The organism is Mobilitalea sibirica, from assembly GCF_015999265.1.
Taxonomy (GTDB): domain Bacteria; phylum Bacillota; class Clostridia; order Lachnospirales; family Lachnospiraceae; genus Mobilitalea; species Mobilitalea sibirica.
In genome coordinates, this window is record NZ_JAEAGR010000014.1 from 111,323 (window position 1) to 134,123 (window position 22,801).

General features: G+C 36.4%; 17 protein-coding genes. 4 read left to right on the forward strand and 13 right to left on the reverse strand.

Translation table 11 applies throughout. From position 1 onward, the window contains the following. Window positions 1-83 precede the first annotated feature (83 nt). The 5 genes from I5677_RS13135 to I5677_RS13155 all read right to left on the reverse strand — a co-directional run bounded on the left by I5677_RS13135 (window position 84) and on the right by I5677_RS13155 (window position 7,431). Window positions 84-2,120 carry an NADH-dependent [FeFe] hydrogenase, group A6 gene (locus I5677_RS13135; RefSeq protein WP_197662087.1) on the reverse strand — a complete coding sequence of 679 codons (2,037 nt, stop codon included), beginning with the start codon at window positions 2,118-2,120 and terminating at the stop codon, window positions 84-86. 49 nt (window positions 2,121-2,169) lie between these two features. Beyond that, window positions 2,170-5,208 carry an NADH-ubiquinone oxidoreductase-F iron-sulfur binding region domain-containing protein gene (locus tag I5677_RS13140; RefSeq protein WP_197662109.1) on the reverse strand — a complete coding sequence of 1,013 codons (3,039 nt, stop codon included), beginning with the start codon at window positions 5,206-5,208 and terminating at the stop codon, window positions 2,170-2,172. An 84-nt stretch (window positions 5,209-5,292) separates the two neighbouring features. Beyond that, the gene (locus I5677_RS13145) at window positions 5,293-5,790 is read right to left on the reverse strand and encodes an NADH-quinone oxidoreductase subunit NuoE family protein (protein ID WP_197662088.1); all 498 of its coding nucleotides are present in this window, start codon (window positions 5,788-5,790) and stop codon (window positions 5,293-5,295) included. Window positions 5,791-6,276: 486 nt separating this feature from the next. Then, window positions 6,277-6,867: an FMN-binding protein gene (locus tag I5677_RS13150; protein WP_197662089.1), complete on the reverse strand. Its 591-nt coding sequence runs from the start codon at window positions 6,865-6,867 to the stop codon at window positions 6,277-6,279. 333 nt (window positions 6,868-7,200) lie between these two features. Continuing rightward, window positions 7,201-7,431 carry a hypothetical protein gene (locus I5677_RS13155; RefSeq protein WP_197662090.1) on the reverse strand — a complete coding sequence of 77 codons (231 nt, stop codon included), beginning with the start codon at window positions 7,429-7,431 and terminating at the stop codon, window positions 7,201-7,203. Window positions 7,432-7,809: 378 nt separating this feature from the next. On the opposite strand from I5677_RS13155, the gene I5677_RS13160 reads away from it, so the two are divergent. From I5677_RS13160 to I5677_RS13170, 3 genes are all read left to right on the forward strand, one after another. Next, window positions 7,810-9,030, forward strand: a complete 1,221-nt coding sequence (locus I5677_RS13160; protein ID WP_197662091.1) for an FprA family A-type flavoprotein — start codon at window positions 7,810-7,812, stop codon at window positions 9,028-9,030. Window positions 9,031-9,555: 525 nt separating this feature from the next. Next, entirely contained in the window at window positions 9,556-10,329 is a 774-nt protein-coding gene (locus I5677_RS13165; RefSeq protein WP_197662092.1) for a hypothetical protein, read from the forward strand. Window positions 10,330-10,486: 157 nt separating this feature from the next. After that, window positions 10,487-11,470 (forward strand): glycoside hydrolase family 43 protein, encoded by a 984-nt coding sequence (locus tag I5677_RS13170; RefSeq protein WP_197662093.1) that lies wholly within the window; start codon window positions 10,487-10,489, stop codon window positions 11,468-11,470. 247 nt (window positions 11,471-11,717) lie between these two features. Here the strand turns inward: I5677_RS13170 and ablB are convergent, their stop codons facing one another. The 7 genes from ablB to I5677_RS13205 all read right to left on the reverse strand — a co-directional run bounded on the left by ablB (window position 11,718) and on the right by I5677_RS13205 (window position 20,171). Beyond that, a complete protein-coding gene (ablB, locus tag I5677_RS13175; protein WP_197662094.1) occupies window positions 11,718-12,569 on the reverse strand; it encodes a putative beta-lysine N-acetyltransferase in 852 nt (283 codons plus the stop codon). A 169-nt stretch (window positions 12,570-12,738) separates the two neighbouring features. Then, window positions 12,739-13,995, reverse strand: a complete 1,257-nt coding sequence (uvsE, locus tag I5677_RS13180) for a UV DNA damage repair endonuclease UvsE (RefSeq protein WP_197662095.1) — start codon at window positions 13,993-13,995, stop codon at window positions 12,739-12,741. A gap of 28 nt (window positions 13,996-14,023) precedes the next feature. Next, complete coding sequence (locus I5677_RS13185) at window positions 14,024-14,302, reverse strand: PAS domain S-box protein (protein ID WP_197662096.1); 279 nt, start codon at window positions 14,300-14,302, stop codon at window positions 14,024-14,026. A 109-nt stretch (window positions 14,303-14,411) separates the two neighbouring features. Further along, entirely contained in the window at window positions 14,412-16,763 is a 2,352-nt protein-coding gene (locus I5677_RS13190; RefSeq protein WP_197662097.1) for a bifunctional diguanylate cyclase/phosphodiesterase, read from the reverse strand. A gap of 62 nt (window positions 16,764-16,825) precedes the next feature. Then, the gene (locus I5677_RS13195; RefSeq protein ID WP_197662098.1) at window positions 16,826-17,716 is read right to left on the reverse strand and encodes a VIT1/CCC1 transporter family protein; all 891 of its coding nucleotides are present in this window, start codon (window positions 17,714-17,716) and stop codon (window positions 16,826-16,828) included. A 449-nt stretch (window positions 17,717-18,165) separates the two neighbouring features. Beyond that, window positions 18,166-18,699: a DUF6512 family protein gene (locus I5677_RS13200; RefSeq protein WP_197662099.1), complete on the reverse strand. Its 534-nt coding sequence runs from the start codon at window positions 18,697-18,699 to the stop codon at window positions 18,166-18,168. Window positions 18,700-19,265: 566 nt separating this feature from the next. Beyond that, window positions 19,266-20,171 (reverse strand): alpha/beta hydrolase, encoded by a 906-nt coding sequence (locus I5677_RS13205; RefSeq protein ID WP_197662100.1) that lies wholly within the window; start codon window positions 20,169-20,171, stop codon window positions 19,266-19,268. Window positions 20,172-20,450: 279 nt separating this feature from the next. Between I5677_RS13205 and I5677_RS13210 the strand changes: the two genes are divergently transcribed. Further along, entirely contained in the window at window positions 20,451-22,064 is a 1,614-nt protein-coding gene (locus tag I5677_RS13210; RefSeq protein WP_197662101.1) for a CvpA family protein, read from the forward strand. Window positions 22,065-22,155: 91 nt separating this feature from the next. Here the strand turns inward: I5677_RS13210 and I5677_RS13215 are convergent, their stop codons facing one another. After that, the gene (locus I5677_RS13215; protein ID WP_197662102.1) at window positions 22,156-22,650 is read right to left on the reverse strand and encodes a hypothetical protein; all 495 of its coding nucleotides are present in this window, start codon (window positions 22,648-22,650) and stop codon (window positions 22,156-22,158) included. Window positions 22,651-22,801: the final 151 nt, after the last annotated feature.

Below are 22,801 nucleotides of genomic sequence, written 5' to 3' on the forward strand. Positions count from 1 at the left end.
TATTAACTCAATAATGTCATAAACTTACTTTATCTGCATCGGTTTGCTATCATTCGTAGTACAAACCAATGCAGATTATTTGATTAAATAATATGAATCTTTAGGTCTCTTTTACTTATATTTTCGGCAACCACCTGTTTATAGATATCTACTGTTTCCAGAGCATCCTCCAGTTCACTCTTAAGCCTTGCATTCTCTGCTTCCAGGGCTAAGATACGGATATCCACCATCTCTTCCCGTTTTCTTCGTACATCAGACTGAGCCGTATGAGTTTTTTCTTCTTCCACACCCTTTTTGTTTACCCTTTTCACCGGGATGTTAGGTTGCAAAACAAATCTTTCCTTAGTAAGTTCGTTAAACTCGCCTCTCATCACATAATGGGTGTGTAAGAGCTCGTGAGACTTATGACTGCTGGGGTATTCCAGATATTCTTCATAAATGGCTGTTATATAAGGATTTTCATGGGACTTGCGTAGCACCTTGCCCTCATCTTCCATGTATAAGCCTTGTAGTCTCTTGCTTCTGACATCAACATCATCAGACCTAGGCTGACCTCCTCCGGTGATACATCCACCCGGGCAACCCATTACCTCGATAAAGTGATACGGAGATTCACCTTTCGCTATCTGTTCCATTAAAAGCTTCGCTCCATTTAACCCACTGGTTACTGCTACCTTTAAGGTTATCCCATCAAGATAATCATATGCTTTTAATGGGTTTTCAATTTTTATTTGGGCTGTCTTTACCTGATCAAGCCCGACAATAGGAGTAACATGAAGCTTGTCAAAAGGAAGCTCTCTTCCGGTTACAAGTTCATATACCGTACGAAGTGCCGCCTCCATAACCCCTCCGGTCAATCCGAAGATATCTGCGGCACCGGTGGACATTCCCAACGGATGATCAAAATCTTCCTCAGAAAGGGACATAAAATCAATACCTGCCTCCTTAATCATAGCAGCCAGCTCTCTCGTCGTTAGTACCGCATCAACGTTTGGTACACCCTCATTTTTCATTTCTTCTCTGGCGATTTCAAATTTCTTCGCTGTACATGGCATAACGGAAACCACAAACATATCTTGTGATGATCTATCAATTTTTTCTGCATAATAAGATTTAATCAAAGCTCCGAGCATAGTGTGGGGAGACTTACAGGAGGAAAGATGCTCAAGTTTCTGCGGATATTGATGTTCAATATATTTAATCCATCCCGGACTACAACTGGTAATCATCGGTAGTACATCTCCTACACCGGTTAAAGCATTTTTTAATCGGATTAATAGTTCGGTTCCTTCTTCCATGATTGTTAAATCCGCTGCAAAATTCGTATCAAATACATCATCAAATCCCAAAGCATGCAAAGATGCAGCCAATTTGCCTGTAACTATTGTACCTGGCTCGCAGCCAAATTCTTCTCCGATTGCAACTCTGACTGCCGGGGCCACCTGTACAGCAACCCGTTTCGACTTATCATGAAGCGCATTCCAGACGGTATCAATAGCATCTGTTTCCTTAAGGGCCCCTACCGGACATACGACGGTGCACTGACCACAGAAGGCACAGTCAACCGTTCCAATGGGTAGATCCATCGCCGGACTGATTACCGTATCAAAGCCTCTGTTTTGTGCATTTAACACGCCGGTACCCTGAATTTCGTTACACACCGTAACACAACGCCGGCACAGAACACATTTTGACATATCACGAACGATGGATACAGAAGCATCAATCGTCCTTTCCGATCTAGTCCCCTCAAAGCGAGTTTCCTCAACACCTAATGTTTTTCCAAGTTCCTGTAACTCACAATTTAAGTTTCGCTTACAGCTTAAACATTCCTTATTATGATCAGATAAGAGAAGTTCATACAATACCTTTCGTGCTTTTCTTACCCTTTCTGTGTTGGTGTTTACTTCCATTCCTTCTGAAACCTTTGTCATACAGGAGGCCTGTAACGTCTTCGCTCCTTTCACTTCAACAACGCAGATTCTACAGGAACCTATTTTATGAATACCTTCCAGATAACACAGATTTGGTATACTGATATGATTTTCCTTAGCAGCCTCCATAATAGTCATATCTTCATCTGCCACAATCTGTTTTCCATTTATTATTAATTTAACCATACTCTACCTCCAATCTATCGATTTTAGCTTATTAATCGATAATCTGTACCTATCTCCTATCACAATGCAGACATCGCATCGCTTCCGCCATAGCATTTAATTTATGAAACCCTAATACCACCTCATCAAAGGAATGCTTTCTATCCTCTTCATTCAACATCTCCTGAGGAAAACGCTTATGTGCAACCAACTCATCCTGATCAAAGATATCTGGAATATCAATCGGGTTCCCTTTGTTTAATATTCCCTTTCCTCCGAGATATTTATCAATCGAAATTGCAGCTTTCTTCCCATCTGCAATAGCCTGAATAACCGTATCCGGACCTCTTGTTACATCTCCACCTGCAAAAACACCTTCCATGGTAGTCATCAGGGTATCATCATCCACCACAAAGGTTCCCCAAGAGGTCACGTTAATTTCATCCTTATGGATAAACGGAAGATCGGAATACTGACTTACCGCGGGTATTACCGTATCTACTTCAAGATAGAAATTTGAACCTTCAATGGGTACGGATTTTCTTCTTCCGCTCTTATCAAACTCACCCAATCTCATCTTAACACATTCAATCCTATCGATATTACCATCTTTTCCTTCAATAAATTTTACTGGTGCTGTCAGTTCAATAATATCAATGCCCTCACATACTGCTTCATGTATCTCATATTCCGATGCCGGCATTGCATCGATGGTTCGTCTATATAGGATTAGAACCTTCTCTGCTCCCAGACGAAGAGCAGTCCTTGCAGAATCAATGGCGGTATTGCCTCCTCCGATTACTGCCACTGCTTTACCAAGTTTCACTTCCCGTCCAAGATTTACATCCTTCAGAAAATCCAAACCATGTATGACTCCCGGCAGATCCTCTCCCGGGATATTCACTTTTTGTGGGAACTGGGTACCGGTTGCAATATAGATAGAATCGTACTTCATCTTAAGCTTTTTAAAGTCAATGTCCTTACCAATCTCTGTGTTAAGCTTAATATTTACACCGGCTTGTTCTATTAATTCAATTTCATGAGCCAAAACCTTCTTCGGAAGACGATATTCCGGAATTCCAAATGCCAGGACGCCTCCGGCAACCGGCTGGATTTCATATACATCTACCGCATACCCGATCCTAACCAGATAGTAAGCACAAGTTAAACCGGATGCTCCTGCACCGATAACCGCTACACTCTTACCGTTTTTGGGAAATACCACATCATTCTTATAGGGTGCTTCATTCTTATGGGCATAATCGGCTACAAAGCGTTTTAGATCAGCGATTGCTATCGCTTCATCCGTTGTACCCCTTCTGCATTTCATCTCACAGGGACGGGTACAGATACGACCGCAGACGGCCGGGAATGGGTTTTCCTGCTTAATAAGATGATAAGCATCCACGAATCTGCCCGCTGCTATTAAAGAAAGATATCCGGGAACATTTACATTGGCCGGACAGGTATTCTCACAAGGAGATATAAATAACTCCGAGCATACTCCGGCTCGGCAATATTTATTCTTAATATGTTCTTCAAATTCATGTCGAAAATATCTTATGGTGCTTAAGATAGGATTAGGTGCAGACTGACCGAGACCGCACATGGCTGTATCTTTGATCGTTTCTCCCAGTTCTTCTAACAGCTCTATATCTCCTTCCTCTCCTTCTCCTCTGGTGATCCGTTCTAATATCTCCAACATTCTTTTCGTTCCGACTCTACAGGCAGTACATTTACCACAGGATTCATCCTGAATAAAGTCCATAAAATATCTGGCCGTGTCTACCATACAGGTGTCCTCGTTCATACCAATCAGCCCACCGGATCCCATGATGGCACCCAGTTTTGTGATTGATTCATAATCTGTTGAGACATTTAAGTTATCCTGGGTAATACATCCACCGGAGGGACCACCGATTTGTGCGGCCTTAAACTTCTTTTTATCCTTCATTCCTCCGCCAATGTTAAACAGAATATCCCCCAACGGCTTTCCAATGGGTACCTCAATAATACCTGCGTTTACCACATCACCGGCAAGGGCATAGACCTTCGTCCCTTTACTATTCCCCGTTCCAATTCCTGCATACCATTCACCGCCCTTAAGCAATATGGAGGATATCGCAGCAAAAGTTTCTACATTGTTAATAATCGTTGGTTTACCAAATAAACCTTTCTGAAATGGTAAGGGTGGTTTTTGTTTTGGTTCTCCTCGTTTACCCTCAATCGAAGACATTAATGCCGTTTCCTCACCGCATACAAAGGCTCCGGCTCCTATACGGATCTCTAGGTCAAAGGAAAAATCACTACCAAATAACTTACATCCAAGCAGTCCATTCTTTCTTGCTTCCTCAATTGCAGCCGTAAGCCTCTCCACTGCGATTGGATACTCTGCTCTGACATAGACATAACCCATATTAGCTCCGATGGCGTATCCTCCAATCATCATGCCCTCGATTACTGTATGGGGATCTCCTTCAATAATACTACGGTCCATGAAAGCACCAGGATCTCCTTCATCTGCATTACATAATATGAATTTTTGATCACTTTCTGCCAGATAGCCTGATTCCCACTTTACACCGGTGGGAAAACCGGCACCACCACGGCCTTTTAAACCGGATTTTTTCACTTCCTCAATTACTTCCTTTTGAGTTTTTTCTGTGATAGCTTTGGCAGCCGCCAAATAACCGTCTCTGGCAATATATGCTTCCAAGCTGCTATAATCCATAGCTCCGCAATTTCTCAAAGCAATTTTTACCTGTTCTTTAAAAAAATCTATATCATCTATGTTCGGTATATGTTTATTTAAAGAATGATCATAAAAAGTATGTTCTGTTAGAATCTTGTTATGTATGATATGATTTCTTATGACATCCCTTGCTATCTCAGGAGTCAGTTCCGTATAGAAGATCCGTTCCGGTAAAATAAGAACCACAGGACCAACCGCACAGGTTCCCATACACCCGGTTTCGTAAACAATTACCTGCTCCTGTAAATCGTTCTTCTTTATCTCATCAACAATCGCATCTTTTACATCACTGCAATTAGAGGAAACACAACCGGCACCGCTGCATACCAATACCTGATATTGATACTTGGAAAGCATCTCATTATATTCTACCTTAATCTGCTTCAAATCTTCTATTCTATTGATTATTTGACTTTTCAACCGCTTCACCTCCCAAATGATTTAATATTTCGATAAAATGGATTCTAACTTATTTACATTGACCTGTTTGTAAACCACGTCATCAATCATAATCGCCGGCGCCAGACCACAGGCCCCTATGCACCGTGCAATCTCAAAAGTGAATTTGCCGTCCTTCGTCGTCTCACCAAGTTGAACCTCCAGTATGTCCTGAAGACGTTCCACCAGCTTCTTTCCTCCTCTTACATAACAGGCAGTGCCCATACAAACCCTTATGGTATGTTTTCCTCTGGGTTTAGTTGAGAAAAAGGAATAGAACGTAATAACTCCGGACACTTCAGACAAGGGTTTATTTAGAGAGCCGGCTATGAATCTTTGTAAGTCAAGGGGTAAATGGCCATAGATTTCCTGCGCATGATGTAGAATTTGTATCAAGCTACCTTCTTTGTCCTTATATAGGTCAATGATGTTGGCTATCTCGTCGTATTTTTGTGTATCATCCTGTGTACAGCAGCTGCAGTTGTTAGATTTCACGCTCATTTTTGACCTCCTTGTTTATATTTCTCATCGATTTGTATGATATATTTTTAACAAAATATACAACAAAATTATACCATATTCAGCCAAATTTACAATACAATTAGAACCATTAATTATATGTTTATATACAAATAGAAACAAACAGTAACAATTAACATTTTCTTTCTAAAATATAAACACGAAAATACACGAATTATCTGAATATGTATGAACATTTCGTCTTTTATCCATTTAATCATCTGTTATTAGTTTGTTACATTATTAATTATATGTTTATTATAACTTCTGTTACTATATTGTCACAAATATAAAAAGCTCTGAATACTGTAAAATATGTTTCATAATAAGCCTTTTTATAAAGCTTATTATGAAACATATAATCATATTCTGAGCTTGCTTTGCGTTATTACTGAAATATATATTCTAGTACTATTACAATTACATACATTGAACTACCATTCATAGGCAGCTTTAAAATCATATAACCTATTCTTTCGCCTCGAACAAAATATAACTCATTACCGTCTTGAATTTTCGATTGGTCCAAGTCGCACCGGAAACTGCATCAACCTCTTCTAAATCCTGGGTCTCGATTAGTTTTTCAGCGTATCCCCTGGAGCCATTCCAATCGTCACGGCTTTGCTGCATATATAAATCATTCCCCTCATATACCTCTTCATAGGTTTCATCAAAAGGTCGGTCATCTCTATAGGTATCAAATATCGTCCAATCCACTTTAGCAATTTTACCATTCTCTATTGTAACAGTTCCCTTGGTTTTAAAGCCTTCCGCATCAGCCACGGTTTCATATTCATAAGTTCCGTCTTTATAAGCTATGTTTATATCTCCATCATTTTCGGAAGTATTCTCTACCACTTTACTATCATCATCGGATGCTTCTTCCATTACATTATTTTCTGCTTCGACCTCATCCTCTTTGGGGTTGTTTTGTGTATTCTCTGTAGTTGAATTGTCCGTTACAGTAGTATTATCCTTTTCTTGCTCTTCCTCCTTTGTACACCCAGTCATCAACACAAGTAGTGAACACGATAATAAAAATACTAATAATTTCTTCATATATATCCCCCTTTTTGATCAAATATTCACATATAGAGAATCGAACACTTTCCATAGTATATACAGAAGATGTTCTTAGTGGATCTGCTGTTACAAAACTACATCTGGTTGCATTTTATTTATATTCCCGAAACAGTTTTTCATAGAATCCGATCTTATATGTGATATAACTTTAATACCGGTTGCTCTCATTTTATCACCAGTAAAATATCCATACAACTATATCAGCAGACATCATATAATTATAGGGATATTTTAAATATTTTGTGGGATATCAGCTGAGCATTATAAAGATTTTCAATATTCTAAATCAATCAAAGAAATATTATTTACTTATAAGATATCCTCCAAAGATAAATCGATGCTACAGAGCCATAAGGAGAATAGAGGCATCGATACTCCTGCATTCTGGCCCAGATTGTACGAGCCGCTTTTAAAGATATTTGCTGACCTATAATTACTTTCATTAATGCCAAACAAATCCGGTATAAAGACCCTTTCTATCTTTACAATACGATCTATGGCAGCTCCTAAAGCTTTGTCCGCCTGTTTTAAATAGTTCATTTCCTTCGACCCATATTTGGCATTTTAGTCCCTACTTTCATAATCCTTTACCTTCTGTTTTTTTATAATCCTATCATAGTCCAAGGATTTAAATTGATACTAAACTCTACTCTTCTATCAAACATTTTCTACAAATTTGATTGTAATGATAAACTGATCTCCTTTCATATTTCATAAAATTATTGATTTATCCACGATATGGTATTATTTTTATATATGTTATGCTATAATCTATCTGACAGGTTGTTCATGATTTATTTCATTTACAAAGAATAAAAAACCTGCACTTAGGCTAGTTTAATTATGATTCATTACAACCTATCAAAAACAACAAAGCATACAATAATAAATTAATTCATAAGAAAAGGAGGTACTTATATGCATTGTGTTCATGAAATTTCACCTAATATTTATTGGGTAGGAGGAAATGACAGACGATTAGAACGATTTGAAAATATGTTTCCACTACCTAACGGTGTTTCTTATAATTCATATTTGATCATGGATGAAAAAACAGCCTTGATTGATACGGTGGACGAGGCAATCAGTGCATTATATCTTGAAAATGTAACTCATGTTTTAGGATCTCGTAAACTTGATTATCTGGTGATTAACCATATGGAACCGGATCATTGTGCCAATATAGAAGAAATTGTTCGTCGATTTCCTGAGATTCAAGTGATAGGGAATCCAAAAACCTTTCAATATTTCAGACAGTATTACAGTCTTGATATGTCATCGAATTATCTGGAAGTAAATGAAGGACAGGAAATCTCATTAGGGGAGCACACCTTACGTTTTTATATGGCTCCCATGGTACATTGGCCTGAGGTTATGTTCACTTACGAAATATCCAAAGGTGTTTTATTTGCTGCTGATGCCTTTGGCTCCTTTGGCGCAATATCAGGGAATTTATTCGCTGACGAGGTGGAATTTGATAACGTATTCTTAGATGAAGCCAGACGTTATTATTCCAATATTGTAGGAAGATATGGGTCCCAGGTACAAGCAATCCTGAAAAAACTTGCCGGAGCTGAGATTAATATGTTATGTTCCTTACACGGATTAATCTGGCGGGGAGATAAGATACCATATATTCTTGATAAATATGACAAGTGGAGCCGTTATCTGCCCGAGAAAAAAGGGGTGGTATTAATTTATGCCTCCATGTATGGCAATACGGAGAATGCTATGAATGCTTTAGCCATCAAACTTTCCAAGCGGGGCGTTAAGGATATGCGTATGTATGATGTATCCAAAACCCATCCCTCTTATATCATTTCCGATATATGGAAATACAGCCATATGGTAATTGGATCACCAACCTATAACATGCACCTTTACTTTGTTATGGATTCCTTACTTCGTGAGCTGGCTGTACTCGGAATTAAAAATCGAAAAGCTGCTTTAATCGGTAATCATACCTGGTCAAGCTCGGCAATCAAAGGAATGCTTGAAATCGTTGAAGGAATGAAGGGCGGAGTGGAAGTCATTGGTACTCCCTTGGATATTCGCTCAACCCTAAAGCCCGAACGGGAACCGGAGTTAGATGAATTGGCCGATGCAATCTATGCTTCACTTATAGAATTAGAAGATTGACATACAGCTTTTGCATGCTAGCTTGCATTTAGTAGTTCTTTAAGTGTCAAAAGCTGCTGTGCACTTTCTATATAAGACATATGGCTTTTGCATGCTAGCTTGCATTTAGTAGTTCTATAAGTGTCAAAAGCTGCTACGCACTTTCTATATAAGACATATGGCTTTTGCATGCTAGCTTGCATTTAGTAGTGCTATAAGTGTCAAAAGCTGCTGCGCACTTTCTATATAAGACATATGGCTTTTGCATGCTAGCTTGCATTTAGTAGTTCTATAAGTGTCAAAAGCTGCTACGCACTTTCTTTATAAGACATATGGCTTTTGCATGCTAGCTTGCATTTAGTAGTTCTATAAGTGTCAAAAGCTGCTACGCACTTTCTATATAAGACATATGGCTTTTGCATGCTAGCTTGCATAGCCATATGTCTTATATAGAAAGCACCTTCGGTGCTTTTGACACTTATTGGTATATGTAAGATAAATTAATAGTAAGCTATATTCCATTTTATATCACATTGGAGGTTATTTATGAAAAACAAATTAATTGATAGAATAAAAAGACGGCGTAAATGGATCTCCATCATATATTTTATATTAAGATTATCTGTGATATTGATTATGTTGGATCAGTTAAGGGAAAGAAACTATGAAAATGTATTCCTATGTATACTTACTTTGATTTTATTCTTTGTACCTAGCTTTATTGAAAAAAAAATTCATATTGATATTCCTGATACCTTAGAAACGATTATTCTTTTATTTATATTCTCTGCAGAAATTCTCGGTGAGATTAATTCCTATTACTTAATCTTTCCCTACTGGGATACTATTCTACATACGCTTAACGGTTTTCTTGCAGCGGCTATCGGCTTTTCCTTGATTGATATCCTCAATAAAAATGACCGTTTTGCCATTTCCTTATCTCCGCTTTTTGTTGCTTTGGTAGCTTTTTGCTTTTCCATGACAATCGGGGTTGTATGGGAATTCTTTGAATATATTATGGATACTTTTTTCGGTACTGACATGCAAAAGGATACACTCCTTACTTCATTTCGGTCCGTATTACTTAATCCAAACGGTCATAATGTACCTCAAAAGATTAACATCGATAGTATCATAATTAATAATGAACCATGGAAGGCTTATATTGATATTGGTCTGATTGATACCATGATGGATTTATTCGTTAATTTTATTGGAGCATTTGTATTTTCCGTATTCGGATATTTTTATATAAAAAGAAGAGGTAAGAGTTCTTTTTTAAAAAGGTTTATCTTAAGAGTTTATGATGAAAAGGAATAATTTACATGTCTTAATTTATCTAATGAAAGCTCACAAAAAAGGTCAAAATACTAATTAATAATATTTTTTATAGGATTTTCCTTGATTGTTTTCATAACATTGATATAATAGTAAATAAATATATAACTATACTTAAATTTTACGAGGAGATTTTAATATGGAAAAACTCACGAAACCTAATGAACCTTTAGTAACACATATTTTTACTGCTGACCCTTCTGCGCATGTATTTGAAGGAAAGCTCTATATCTATCCTTCCCATGACCTGGCCCATGATTGCGAAGACAATGATAACGGTGACCAATATGCAATGGAAGATTATCATGTATTATCTATGGATAATTTCAATTCCCCCTGCGTTGACCATGGCGAAGCACTTCATGTAAAAGACGTTCCTTGGGCAAGTAAACAAATGTGGGCTCCTGATGCTGCTTATAAAAATGATACCTATTATTTATACTTCCCTGCAAGGGATAAAGATGGCATTTTCCGCATCGGTGTTGCAACCAGCAAAAGCCCTGCCGGACCTTTTACACCTCAGCCTGATTATATTCCAGGTAGCTTTAGTATCGATCCTGCGGTACTGGTTGATGATGATAACAAAGCTTACTGCTATTTTGGCGGTCTCTGGGGTGGACAATTAGAAAAATGGCAAACCGGAACCTTTAAACCGGATGCGGAAGGTCCTGATTTAAACGCACCTGCCTTGGGACCCAGAGTGGCTGAATTAAGTGAAGATATGCTTACCTTTAAAGAAAGCCCGATGAATATTTCCATCGTTGATGAAGACGGCAACCCTATTCCTGCCGGTGATGAGGATAGAAGATTTTTCGAAGGTCCTTGGGTTCATAAATATAACGGTTATTACTATCTTTCCTATTCTACAGGAACAACTCACTATCTTGCTTATGCAATCAGCAAAGATCCAAAAGGTCCTTTCACTTACAAAGGTAGAATACTTGAACCTGTACTTGGATGGACAACACACCACTCCATCGTAGAGTTTGAGGGCAAGTGGTATCTGTTCTATCATGACTGTAGCTTATCCGGCGGCGTGAACCACAAACGCTGTGTGAAATATACCGAGCTCAAGTATAATGAGGACGGAACTATTCAAACCATTAAACCTTACGACAATTAATAGTAATCAAGGTATGTTCATTAAAAAGTAAGTAAACAAGATGAAACGGTAAACACTTCATTTATTATAAAGTAATACGGGACATAGATTTTTCCTTAATATACTTTTGAGAGATAACCAAACGGTATATAAGGCCTTCTAATGTCCCGTTATTTTTTCTAACAAGTGTTTGATACCCTATTTGATTTTGAATAGTATAAATTAACTTTCTAATAGTTATATCTTATTCCTGACACCAATCCACATCCTATGATAGAACCTTCACCCATATGTTCATATTCTCAAATTGACCACAAATATGACAATGGTTCACCAATCTACCACCATATTCATAACTATGCTTAGCAAATACGACATTCATACCAGTGGAAATGGACCTGGCTGTACTATAAAGTACTTTGTAGTTTCTGTGTTTTAATTCATTCTCCAGCTCAAAAATCAATCTGCCCATCAGGCCATGTCCCCTATGAGATTTTAACGTAGCACAATCCGTCATTTCTGCATTGTTATTTAACGGATCCATGTCAGCCGATGCTGCACTGACAATCTGATAATCTTGTTCAGCCACTTTAAACATCACATCATGTTCCATAGCATATCGTATATATTCAGGATCATTCATTGGAGACGGATAAGTCTCGAATACCCCATCATACAATACCGCTAATTCTTCGGCATCTGCGATGACAGCATCTCTAATGGTATATTTTTCGTAGACCGGTTGGATATAATCCTCCTTCGTATATTCCCTTGATATAATTAATACTTCCTCTTCTTCCGGTAAATGCAGACTGATTTTTCTATCCGTTGTTAAAAATCTAGATACAAAATAACCTGCTTCACCCTTAAGAAATTGATCAACCTTTGCCTCAATGATAAATCCCCGTTCTTTATACAGGGGAATTTCTTGTTTTAATATAACTGCGAAAATTTTTCCTATGCTTCCTTCTTTATTCAAATCTATTAATTGACTCATAACATCGTCAATTTCACCTGTAAAGCTTACAAGTTTGATTCTTTGGTTAAAATAGTCCCTTTTAATTCTTGCACAACCGCTCTTGGTTTTTATTGTTTCTATTTTGGGAATATCCAGTAACATATGCCCCTTCCTTTCCTTCTTTATATTATATATGTTCATATTCCAAAAATTTATACAAAGATTTATAGACAGGGGTATACTAGTATTTACTCACATGATGGATCTTCGTAAGACATCATAACCATTTTACTATTTTCTTAACTTTAACCATAGGATAGATTTAGAAAAATCAGAGATAGAAATAGATTGAATTTATAAGATAATCAATTCCTCTAACATTTGCACATTTTAACAGATGTTTTTTTAAGGTCTTTATCTCTCCATGTTCTCTCTGATAAGCGTTTAAAAGCTTTTCATATCGGTTCTTCTCCGCGGCGGTACTATCTTTACTGATATATCCCCATACATGCTGTGCAGCATTTATCTGTGCTCCTCTATCCTCATTCATAAGGATTGCCTGCTCAACCTTTTCATAGAATTCTTTCGCAACATATTCTTCCTTTTCCTTAAGTAAAGTACGTATCTCATTATATAGCTTTGCAGATCGGCTAAGTACATAATATTTATACCTGGCCCATTCTTCTTCCAGATATTTTGCCCGCACATTCAATACTGCTGTATTGATACACTTGATGGCAGACAGATTCTTATCCTTTACCTCAAGCATAATATCGATGTCTTTATCCGACAATTTATCGATAAACTTCATGAACTTTTCTACAAAGATAGTATCGGAATGTGCCCCCTTTGATCCACCGTCCTTTTGTTGTGAATAATGTATCTTCTGTCTTCCATCCTTTGTCTTCCATGTCTTTTGGCTTTCCATAATCCAAGCCTCCTCTGATAATTGCTCGATAGGTGGATTCACTTCATGATGTAGGTTATCAAATACAACGGGAGCACCGATAGCATGGGATATCTTTAGCACTTCCTCAATAGTGTAGTTTTTATCATCATTTTCTATAATCAATCGGTCCTTTATGTTCTGTGGAAGATAACCATAGTTATGAATAAAAGCTTTCGATGCCTTTTCTTTATCACCGTATACTCCTCCTATATGGAGAACAAGCTTACACTTTTGATCCATTCCTAAGGCAGTTAGAAATCTATCATGATATTGTAAATCCCGTATAGCATTCTCTACAACTTGCGGATTCGGTGCATTCAGTACGGTATACTGTCCCGGATGCATCGATACCCTCATACCGGATTTTATAATTTTATCACCAATAGCAGAAAATACCTCCCTATATTCCTCCCACCACCGAATTTGATTTTCAGGATGTGAACCAAAAGGGATGATATCAGAACTTATTCGAAATAATTTTATGCCCATTTTAATATTATAATCTATCATTTTCTCCAGAGCAGAGAGATTAGCCAAGGTAATACGCCTAATATTATCCTCTGTAGCATTTTTTAGTATACATCTTGATAACCCTGTATCTTGAACACCGATTGTAATGCAGGCATATCCGATTGCCAATTTGTATCCTTCCTTTCTTACGAATAATTCAGTGTGATATGCAATAGTAATCATCAAATTCATTACTCTTTCGCACTGTAGTATCATGAATATTCATCAGTATTCCTTTGATATATGTATTATTCACTAAATTAACCGATGTTAATTCAAGATAACCTATACTGCCATCGGTTGCCGGATATTTTACTATCCTGTTTATCTTCATACCGTCAACCCTTAGTAAAATTTGAAATTTCACATGAATATCATTCTTTTTCTCGGGATGAATCTCATCTATAAGTTTCTTTCCCTGTAAATCCCTTGACATGATATATTGCAAGTTAATTATATAAAAAACAGCTGGAAAGATGTCTTTCTAACCAGCTATTCTTCTTGCTTTGACGTTGATATAATGTTACATAGTTCAGAACGTACGGCTAGGATCTGTTTCTCTTACCTTTATTTTTTACATATTTGTTCTCAATTTCTTCCAAATATACCGGCTTAGAAAAATAATATCCCTGTCCCATATCACATAAATTCTTTTTGAGGTAATCCAGTTTCGATTTACTTTCAATTCCTTCCGCGATTACCTTTAAATTCAAGGTTTTACATAAATTAATAATTGTTGTAACAATCGCCTTAGCTTCTTTACTCAAACGAATATTTTGAATAAAGGATTTATCAATTTTAATACTGTCAATCGGTAATCTGACTATATAACTTAGGGATGAATAACCACTGCCAAAATCATCAATTGCAACCCGTATACCCATCTCCTTCATATGCTTAAGCTTTACTATACTTTCATCAACATTTCTAATTACCATTCTTTCCGTAATCTCAAACTGAAGCATGGAGGGTTCCACCCGATACATTTGAAGCATCTTAATCAGATATGGAATAAACTTCGGAGTTTCAAAGGTTTTAGCCGATATATTAATTGACATTCTGATGGCTTCCTTATTATTTTCCTTCCAACGGACATAGTTTTTACATGCATTTTCAATTACCCATAAATCCATATCAATTATAGAACCGGTTTGCTCAGCAATGTCAATAAACTGATCCGGAAACAACAATCCTTTACCCGGATGATTCCATCGAATTAAAGCTTCTACTTCTGCAATCTTACCGTCATTTAAGTTAAACAAGGGTTGGAAAACCAAAAAGAATTGTTCTTCTTTTAGCCCATTCATGATATCTGCCTGTAATTCTCTCATGTTAAATAGCTTTCCGTAAATCTCTGTATCAAAAAACTGTATTTTATTACCGCCTCGATATTTTGCATAATTTTTTGCCATAGTAACAGCTTTTAACGGATCTTCCTTCATCGTTTCTATATCGGAAATATACACACCGATGCTTACGCTGATATCAATAACTTTGCCATCGATATAGTATTTTTCATTCAACGATATCAATATCTTTTCCGCTTTTTCTTGAACTTCATTCTCATCCTGAAATGATTTTACTAATAATACAAATTCATCTCCTTTGTAGCGGTATAGATAATTGATATCACCGGAACAAGTTTTAATTCTTTTCGCTATCTCATATAGGATGGCATCTCCAATTTTATAGCCGTATGCCTCGTTAATTAAACTAAAATGATCTACTGATATCATGATCAAAGAAAATTTATGCGTTACCTCATCCTGTTCCTGCGTTAGACTATCTACTTCTTTTTGTAAAACATTATGATTTAATAAAGAGGTCAGAGGGTCATAATGGGTTAAGGTTTTTATTTTATCCATCATTCGATTAAAACTTTGCCCCATTTTACCGATTTCATCTTTTCTCATCGTTGTAAATCGAATGGTTAAATCTCCTAAAGCTCCTTTTGAAAATAATCGGTCAAGTTCGATAATCGGCTTTGTAAACCAATCAACAAAAACCCAAGTGGCTGCGGTACATAAAATGAGCGCAACAATCATTCCAATTAGCATGATTTTTCGTAGTCCCACTAAGCTTTGCAAAGCAACATCTTCATCAATTCCGGTGTAAACCTTCCAATTCGTACCTGCCACCGGCGCATAACCCATTAAAACTGAGCTATCATCGAATTGGAATTTCCCATAACCATTTTTTTGATTTAGACTACCTTTCACAAATTCAGAGAATTCTTTATAGGTTTGCTTATGATCAGCAATTTCAAATAAATTATACTCCTCTCCGGATTGTCCCATAAAATGACTGGAAATTAAAGTTCCCTTATCACTGATAATATAGGAATATCCCTTCTCCTCATAACCTCTTGCTAAGGCAAAACCGGAGAGAAAATTCACATCCAATCTTGCTAATAAGGCACCCTGTACCGTTTCACCCACCATTATTGGAACACCAACCATGATTACTTCCTCACCAATCACACGACTGATGATAACCTCTGAAAACGCTATATTTCCATTTAGAGTATTTTTCACATACTCTCTGTCACTTAGGTCAAGTAACATGCCGTCTATATAATGCGCTCTTCCATTCAAATCAGAAACCGCAACATTTAAATAAAACGGATTGATTTGAGCCTTTAGTAATTCTTTCTGCTTGTCCCAATCCATACTTTTCATGTCATCGTGATCTGCAAGTTCCTTTAAGGGCTCTACAAAGTTCTCGATAAAATAACCTAAATGCTCTGCCGATTCACTGGCCACCCGTACTACAGCCTGGTTTACTTCCTTTGTAAGTATCCCTCTAAAACGATTATATGCACTATATCCTAATGCTAAAAGAGCCAAAACAATAATGCTTAATGAAAAAATCTGTGCTTTCGTTTTTATACTGTTCATATCTTCTCCTTAGTTCGGACATTCATCATTATATTATCCTGCAATTTTATGTAACCTTTTTATTACATATCTATTCCCAAAAACCTTTTAACTAAAAGTCCTACCACAAAGGATAAAGCTGCTACAGTCAAACTAATTGTGGCCATCTCCTTAAATCTTTTTTTAAAGGGTAAGTCTTTTGCCACCGAGATATAATATGTAAAAACAAAAATAATGAATATTACAATAATAAGCATGATAATCAAAGCAGCCAGATATTGATCACTTGGTAATAAAAGATAAGGTAATACCAAGCAAATAACAGCAAAGATATACATAATCCCTGTGTATAGAGATGACTTTACAGCATTGCTATCCCCTTCGGAACGGGCAGCCAAATACTCTGAGGAAGCCATGGATAATGTAGCAGAGATACCGGTAATCAGTCCGGACAATGCAACCAATCGGTTACTTTGCAAAGCAAAGCTTAAGCCTGCTAAAGTACCTGTAAGTTCAACCAACGCATCGTTAAGTCCTAAAACCATAGAGCCAACGTATTGTAACCTCTCTTCATCCAATAAAGTAATCAGTGCTAATTCATGCTGCTCTTCCTCCTGTGATATCTTTTCTGCCTCTGGAACCTCTTTGGACAGCTGTTCATAGATTTCCTTTGCACCCTCTTCTCCTTTTTCCATTATCTTAATCGCAAAGGTATAACCGAATATGATACTGGTAAGTGTATAGAAAAACACTTTTAAGAACCTAGGCTTTCTTTTTTTCTGTGTATATTTACTCCATATCTCTCCATGCATTCCTTCTTCGCGGGCGATACGTATTAGAATGTCTTTGTCCGTCTGCTTTTTTACCCGTTTTGCCAAACTTAGATAGATGGCTTTTTCTGTAATCTCATTTTGTTGCAGTTTCAGTATAATCTTCATCGTTTTTAAAGATAATACTTGTTCTGATCCATCCATGGAATTCCCTCCTTAAATCCAGCTTGTATATTAACATATGTTACCTATCATCTATGTAGATTTCAATATTTTATAAACATAACATCATTTTTATTATTGCATAAATATTTCCTTTTATATTATACATGATTTGTATGTTTTTGTCATCTTTTATAACAAACAATCGAAAATTTGATGATACCATTATATTGATTTAACAAAGCATCTTATTTTGTTATATCATGATCAGTTTTCAATTATGCTACTAAGCTTATAAAAAGTTGTTTCATAGCGAAATGTAATTTAATACATTGCTAACATAAAAAAAGACAGGACATAGAGGTTTATAAAGCTTACTCCATAGAGAGCCCCTAAAACCCTGTGTTCTGTCTTACCCAGAAATAAATATACAATGGAATTGATCTAATAATAAATCTAATATAATACATCTCATAAAATAAATTAATAGGTTACGATATCCCATATGTCCCTGATATAGGATCCTTAAAAAGCGGTATCTGTGGAGGATTAAACGTAAATATGATAAATGCCAATGCTAAGATAAAGATGGCAAGCAGTGCAACGCTATTGATAAAAGCCCCCTTTGCTATATCCGAAGACAGAATTAAATAGCAAATATAATGGCTTAGTAAAACGCTAATAACAAAAACGGTAATATCCATCCAAAGATAATTCGTTCCCAAAATTCCGGTATAGGTATAAAACAATGATACGATTAGAAAAACCCCTGTATAAAAAGATATTGCTTTTGCCACAAAGTAATTGTCATAAGTTTTACCTGTAAGTAAATATTCAGGTATCGCATAAAGAAAAGCGGGCCAAAACAGAAGTTTCAAATGCTCCCAGGTACTTTCATTCACGGCACCAATAATTCCTATTACTTCATTTTCACCGGACCATTCATATACAAAATGAAGTAGTGTTCCAAAGATTATAACAAAGATTGCACCAAGGATACATCTTTTTTTTAAGATATCGTTCATCTACATCACCCCGGGTAAATATATACGGTTTATTATATTCTTTGGAAGCTAACTTTATTATAATATGTATAAAGCTATTGAAAAATCTTTAGCGAATATAACTTACCTCATACTCAGATAAAACGACACATCATTAAATATGTCCGTCAAACAATGTATTACGGTAAGTCATATTTCAAGTATATCCATTCTGCAACAGCTTCAATGAATTTATGTGATGTGTATAAGTGGTCTTGGTAACTCTACAATATTGTACTTAGATATCTTCCCATATGAGAAGCATCGATTTTAGCTATCTGTTCCGGTGTTCCTTCTGCAACCACAAAGCCTCCCTGGTTGCCCCCCCGGTCCCATATCTATGATATAATCCGCTGATTTGATGACATCCAGGTGATGCTCAATTACGATAACAGAATGTCCCTATCCACCAGTTTATTGAGACAGATTAACAGCTTGCCCACCGTTTTCTTTCAGTTAAAAGAACAGTTTCATTTTGAATTTATTAATTATGCAAAATGTAATACGTTATATTGTGAATGTGATTTATATTATCCAATTACTTATATTTAAATATATTTTGAAAGAAATTCTTCAATAAGATCAAATATTTCCTCTGTCCAAAAAGCAGAACCACCATGATCGGCTCCTTCCAGTTTATAGCAAACTGTATCCTTACCTAAATCATTTAATGCCCGGAATAGAAGTTCACTCTGGTAAAATGGTACCATTGTGTCAACACTTCCATGGATAATGAAAACCGGTGGCACTTGTTTGTCTGGGGATAAATAATTCATTGGAATTGTTGGTATCACCTTATCAGGATGATCTATGATTGAAACGCCACCTAGCCACATTCCTATAAGACTATCCGGAGCTAGATATAACTCAGGATCTGCCATAAGGCTTATCTCACTTATATCAGTGGGAGCATAATAATCAATGATTGCTTTTATTGATTTTTCATCTACTAAATTATCCTCCTCAAATTCATGTTTTGCATAAGTAAATCCCGCCATAATCGCCGTATGACCACCGGAGGAATCTCCCCATAGGATAATATGATTGGGGTCTGCATGATAAGTCGAAGCATGCTTAACCATATATCGGATAGCTGTTTTGGCATCTTCAATCTGTGCCGGAAACGGCGCGACCGATGAAGGTCGATACTCTACCACTGCGATAACGTAGCCTCTGGAGCTAAATTTTGATAATTGTGCCAGTTGTACTCCTAGGTCCTGTTTCATCCATCCGGAACCCTGGATAAACAAAATAAGAGGATAATTATTCATTTCTCCCTTTTTTTGTTCCGGCTCAATAATATGAAGATGAAGCGGCATTCCATCTATTCTTGTATATTCTACGGATAATGTCATTCTACAAGATCTTTGACTAAAATCTGCTTGTAATTTAATTACCTCCCTCTCTCCTGTACTGATTTTTGAATATGTATTGTTATTATTTTTTGATAACATATGATTTCCCTTCCTTATACTAAAATGTATATTAAATCCGTATTCTGTAATCCTTATAATTACTAAAACAATCCCTAAATCTATATGTAATATAATATCTTATTTTTTTATACATCTCTACATACAATATATATTTAAAACATATCAAATTATAATAATTTGATATGTTTTGTAAATAACACTTGTTTCTAATTCATGAAAACGAAGAATTTTAATCTGTTTTTAATTGACTTTTATACTCACTTTGTTATAGTTAAGATAAAAAGAATGGAGGTTATTATGAGAAAATTTTTTAAATATCTGATTACACTTGTCATTATCGGCGTAGTTGGTTTTTTATACTACTATATTACCCTACCGGCAATAAATATACATTCACCGGGGCTTTGGTTCTTTTTTATCGCAGCACTCGTCATAGTATGCATTATCCTCGGAGCGATAGCTGTGGGCAAGGAGACCTTTAACCGTAATGTTATGTCTACATTACTGCGCAATAAGCTATTTGCAATAATAAGCGGTATTACTGTTCTTCTTATCTTAATTTATATCACCGGAAGTATTCTCTCTTCCCCCATGATAAATGCAAAAAGATATCAAAAACTGCTTACTCCTACCGATCGAAATTTTACCGAGGATATTAAGGAAATATCCTATAAGAAAATCCCTATTTTAGATAAGGATTCTGCACAGTTACTGGGTTCAAGGAAGATGGGAAGTATCATAGAGTATGTATCACAATTTGAAGTAGGCTCTAATTACACACAGATTAATTATCAGGATATCCCCGTACGAGTTACTCCATTAAGATATGGCAGCATATTTAAGTGGCTTGCCAACCGAGCTGAGGGAATTCCGGCGTATATAAAAATTGATATGGCAACACAGGAAGTAGAACTTATTAAGCTGGAGCAGAAAATCAAATACTCCGACAGCGAGCATTTCTCCAGAAACATATATCGTTATCTACGTTTTAATTATCCAACCTATATCTTCGACAATATAAACTTTGAGATAGATGATAATGGTATACCATACTGGATCTGTCCTGTAAAGGATTACACCATCGGCCTTTTTGGCGGTCAGACCATAGGAAGAGTTGTTACTGTCAATGCCGTTACCGGTGAGCATGCAGATTATGCAGTTGAGGATGCTCCTAACTGGATAGACCGGGTGTATTCTGCTGAATTATTAATCTCTTTATACGATTACCACGGAACCTTAAAGCATGGTTATTGGAACACCATATTTAGCCAAAGAGATGCCCTACAGACAACAGATGGATATAATTATGTAGCTTTAGAGGATGATGTCTGGGTTTATACCGGGGTGACAAGTGTCGGCGGAGACCAATCCAATGTAGGTTTTGTTTTAATGAATCAAAGAACCGCCCAAACCAGATTTTATTCAATATCCGGAGCCGAGGAATACTCAGCCATGTCATCGGCAGAAGGTAAAGTACAGCATTTAGGTTACCGCGCTACTTTCCCATTACTTCTTAACATTGGTAATCAGCCAACTTATTTTATCGCCTTAAAGGATGCCGCCGGACTGGTAAAAGCTTATGCCATGGTAAACATTGAGCAATATCAGATTGTCTCCATTGGTGATACCGTAAGTGAATGTGAAAAGACCTATCTTGCTCAGATGAAATCCAAAGGAATTAGTGTAAAAGATACGACCTCATTACCAAAAGTCACCGGAACCATCAAAAAAATTGCGGAAAGTGTAATTGAAGGAAATTCCCATTATTATGTTTTGTTAAATAACAGTCCAGATATATTTGATGTAAATGTAGCTGATTTTATCCAGATTATAAAGTACAATGAAGGTGATACTATTACACTAACCTATACTGCTGGTGAGGAAGCGAATACGGTTCTTGGTATCGAGTAAAGACTATTATTATAGTAATAGTTTATAAATATCATACTACTTATTATGGGGTTGCTATTGCAACCCCATATTTCGTCTCAATTTATTTTTATCAGGTTATAATCTTAAAACGCCTGTAAATAAAATCAGCAAATATGTGATACACACTTACATAGATACAGGAAAATACAAAGATAATTATGATTTGAACGATTAATGCTCCCGGTAATTCTGAACCAAATACCATAATTCCTATTCCGTAATTTATTATGCACAAGGAAAGTGTTAACATTAAGGCACTTAGGACTGCGAGTAATAATTTTCTAATCATAAAATAACTACAACTTCCCAGTGATAGTCCTACCACTCCATTGGAAAATAAAAAGAATAATGCCTCGTGGAGACTGATTAACATCACAAGAAAGGCTGCAACCAGATACGACAATACACCAACCGTAGGTTTTATCCTGGCAATAATATAAATTGGTATAGAACTAAATATAGTTATGAATATTACTGCTTCTGTCAATAAAGCCGGTAATGATTGAATTATTGCAGCTAAGGCAGCCATTAAAGCACCAAATACTATCATTTTTGTTCGGTTCATATATTATGCCCCCATAACTTATACGTTAGTGTAAAGTATTTTACACTGATTTTTATTTGATCCCTTTATTTTTCAAGGGTTACAGAGCTTTTTAAAATAAAAAAAACAATGACCCCCTATTTTCAGTTATAATTGGAGTTACCACACAACA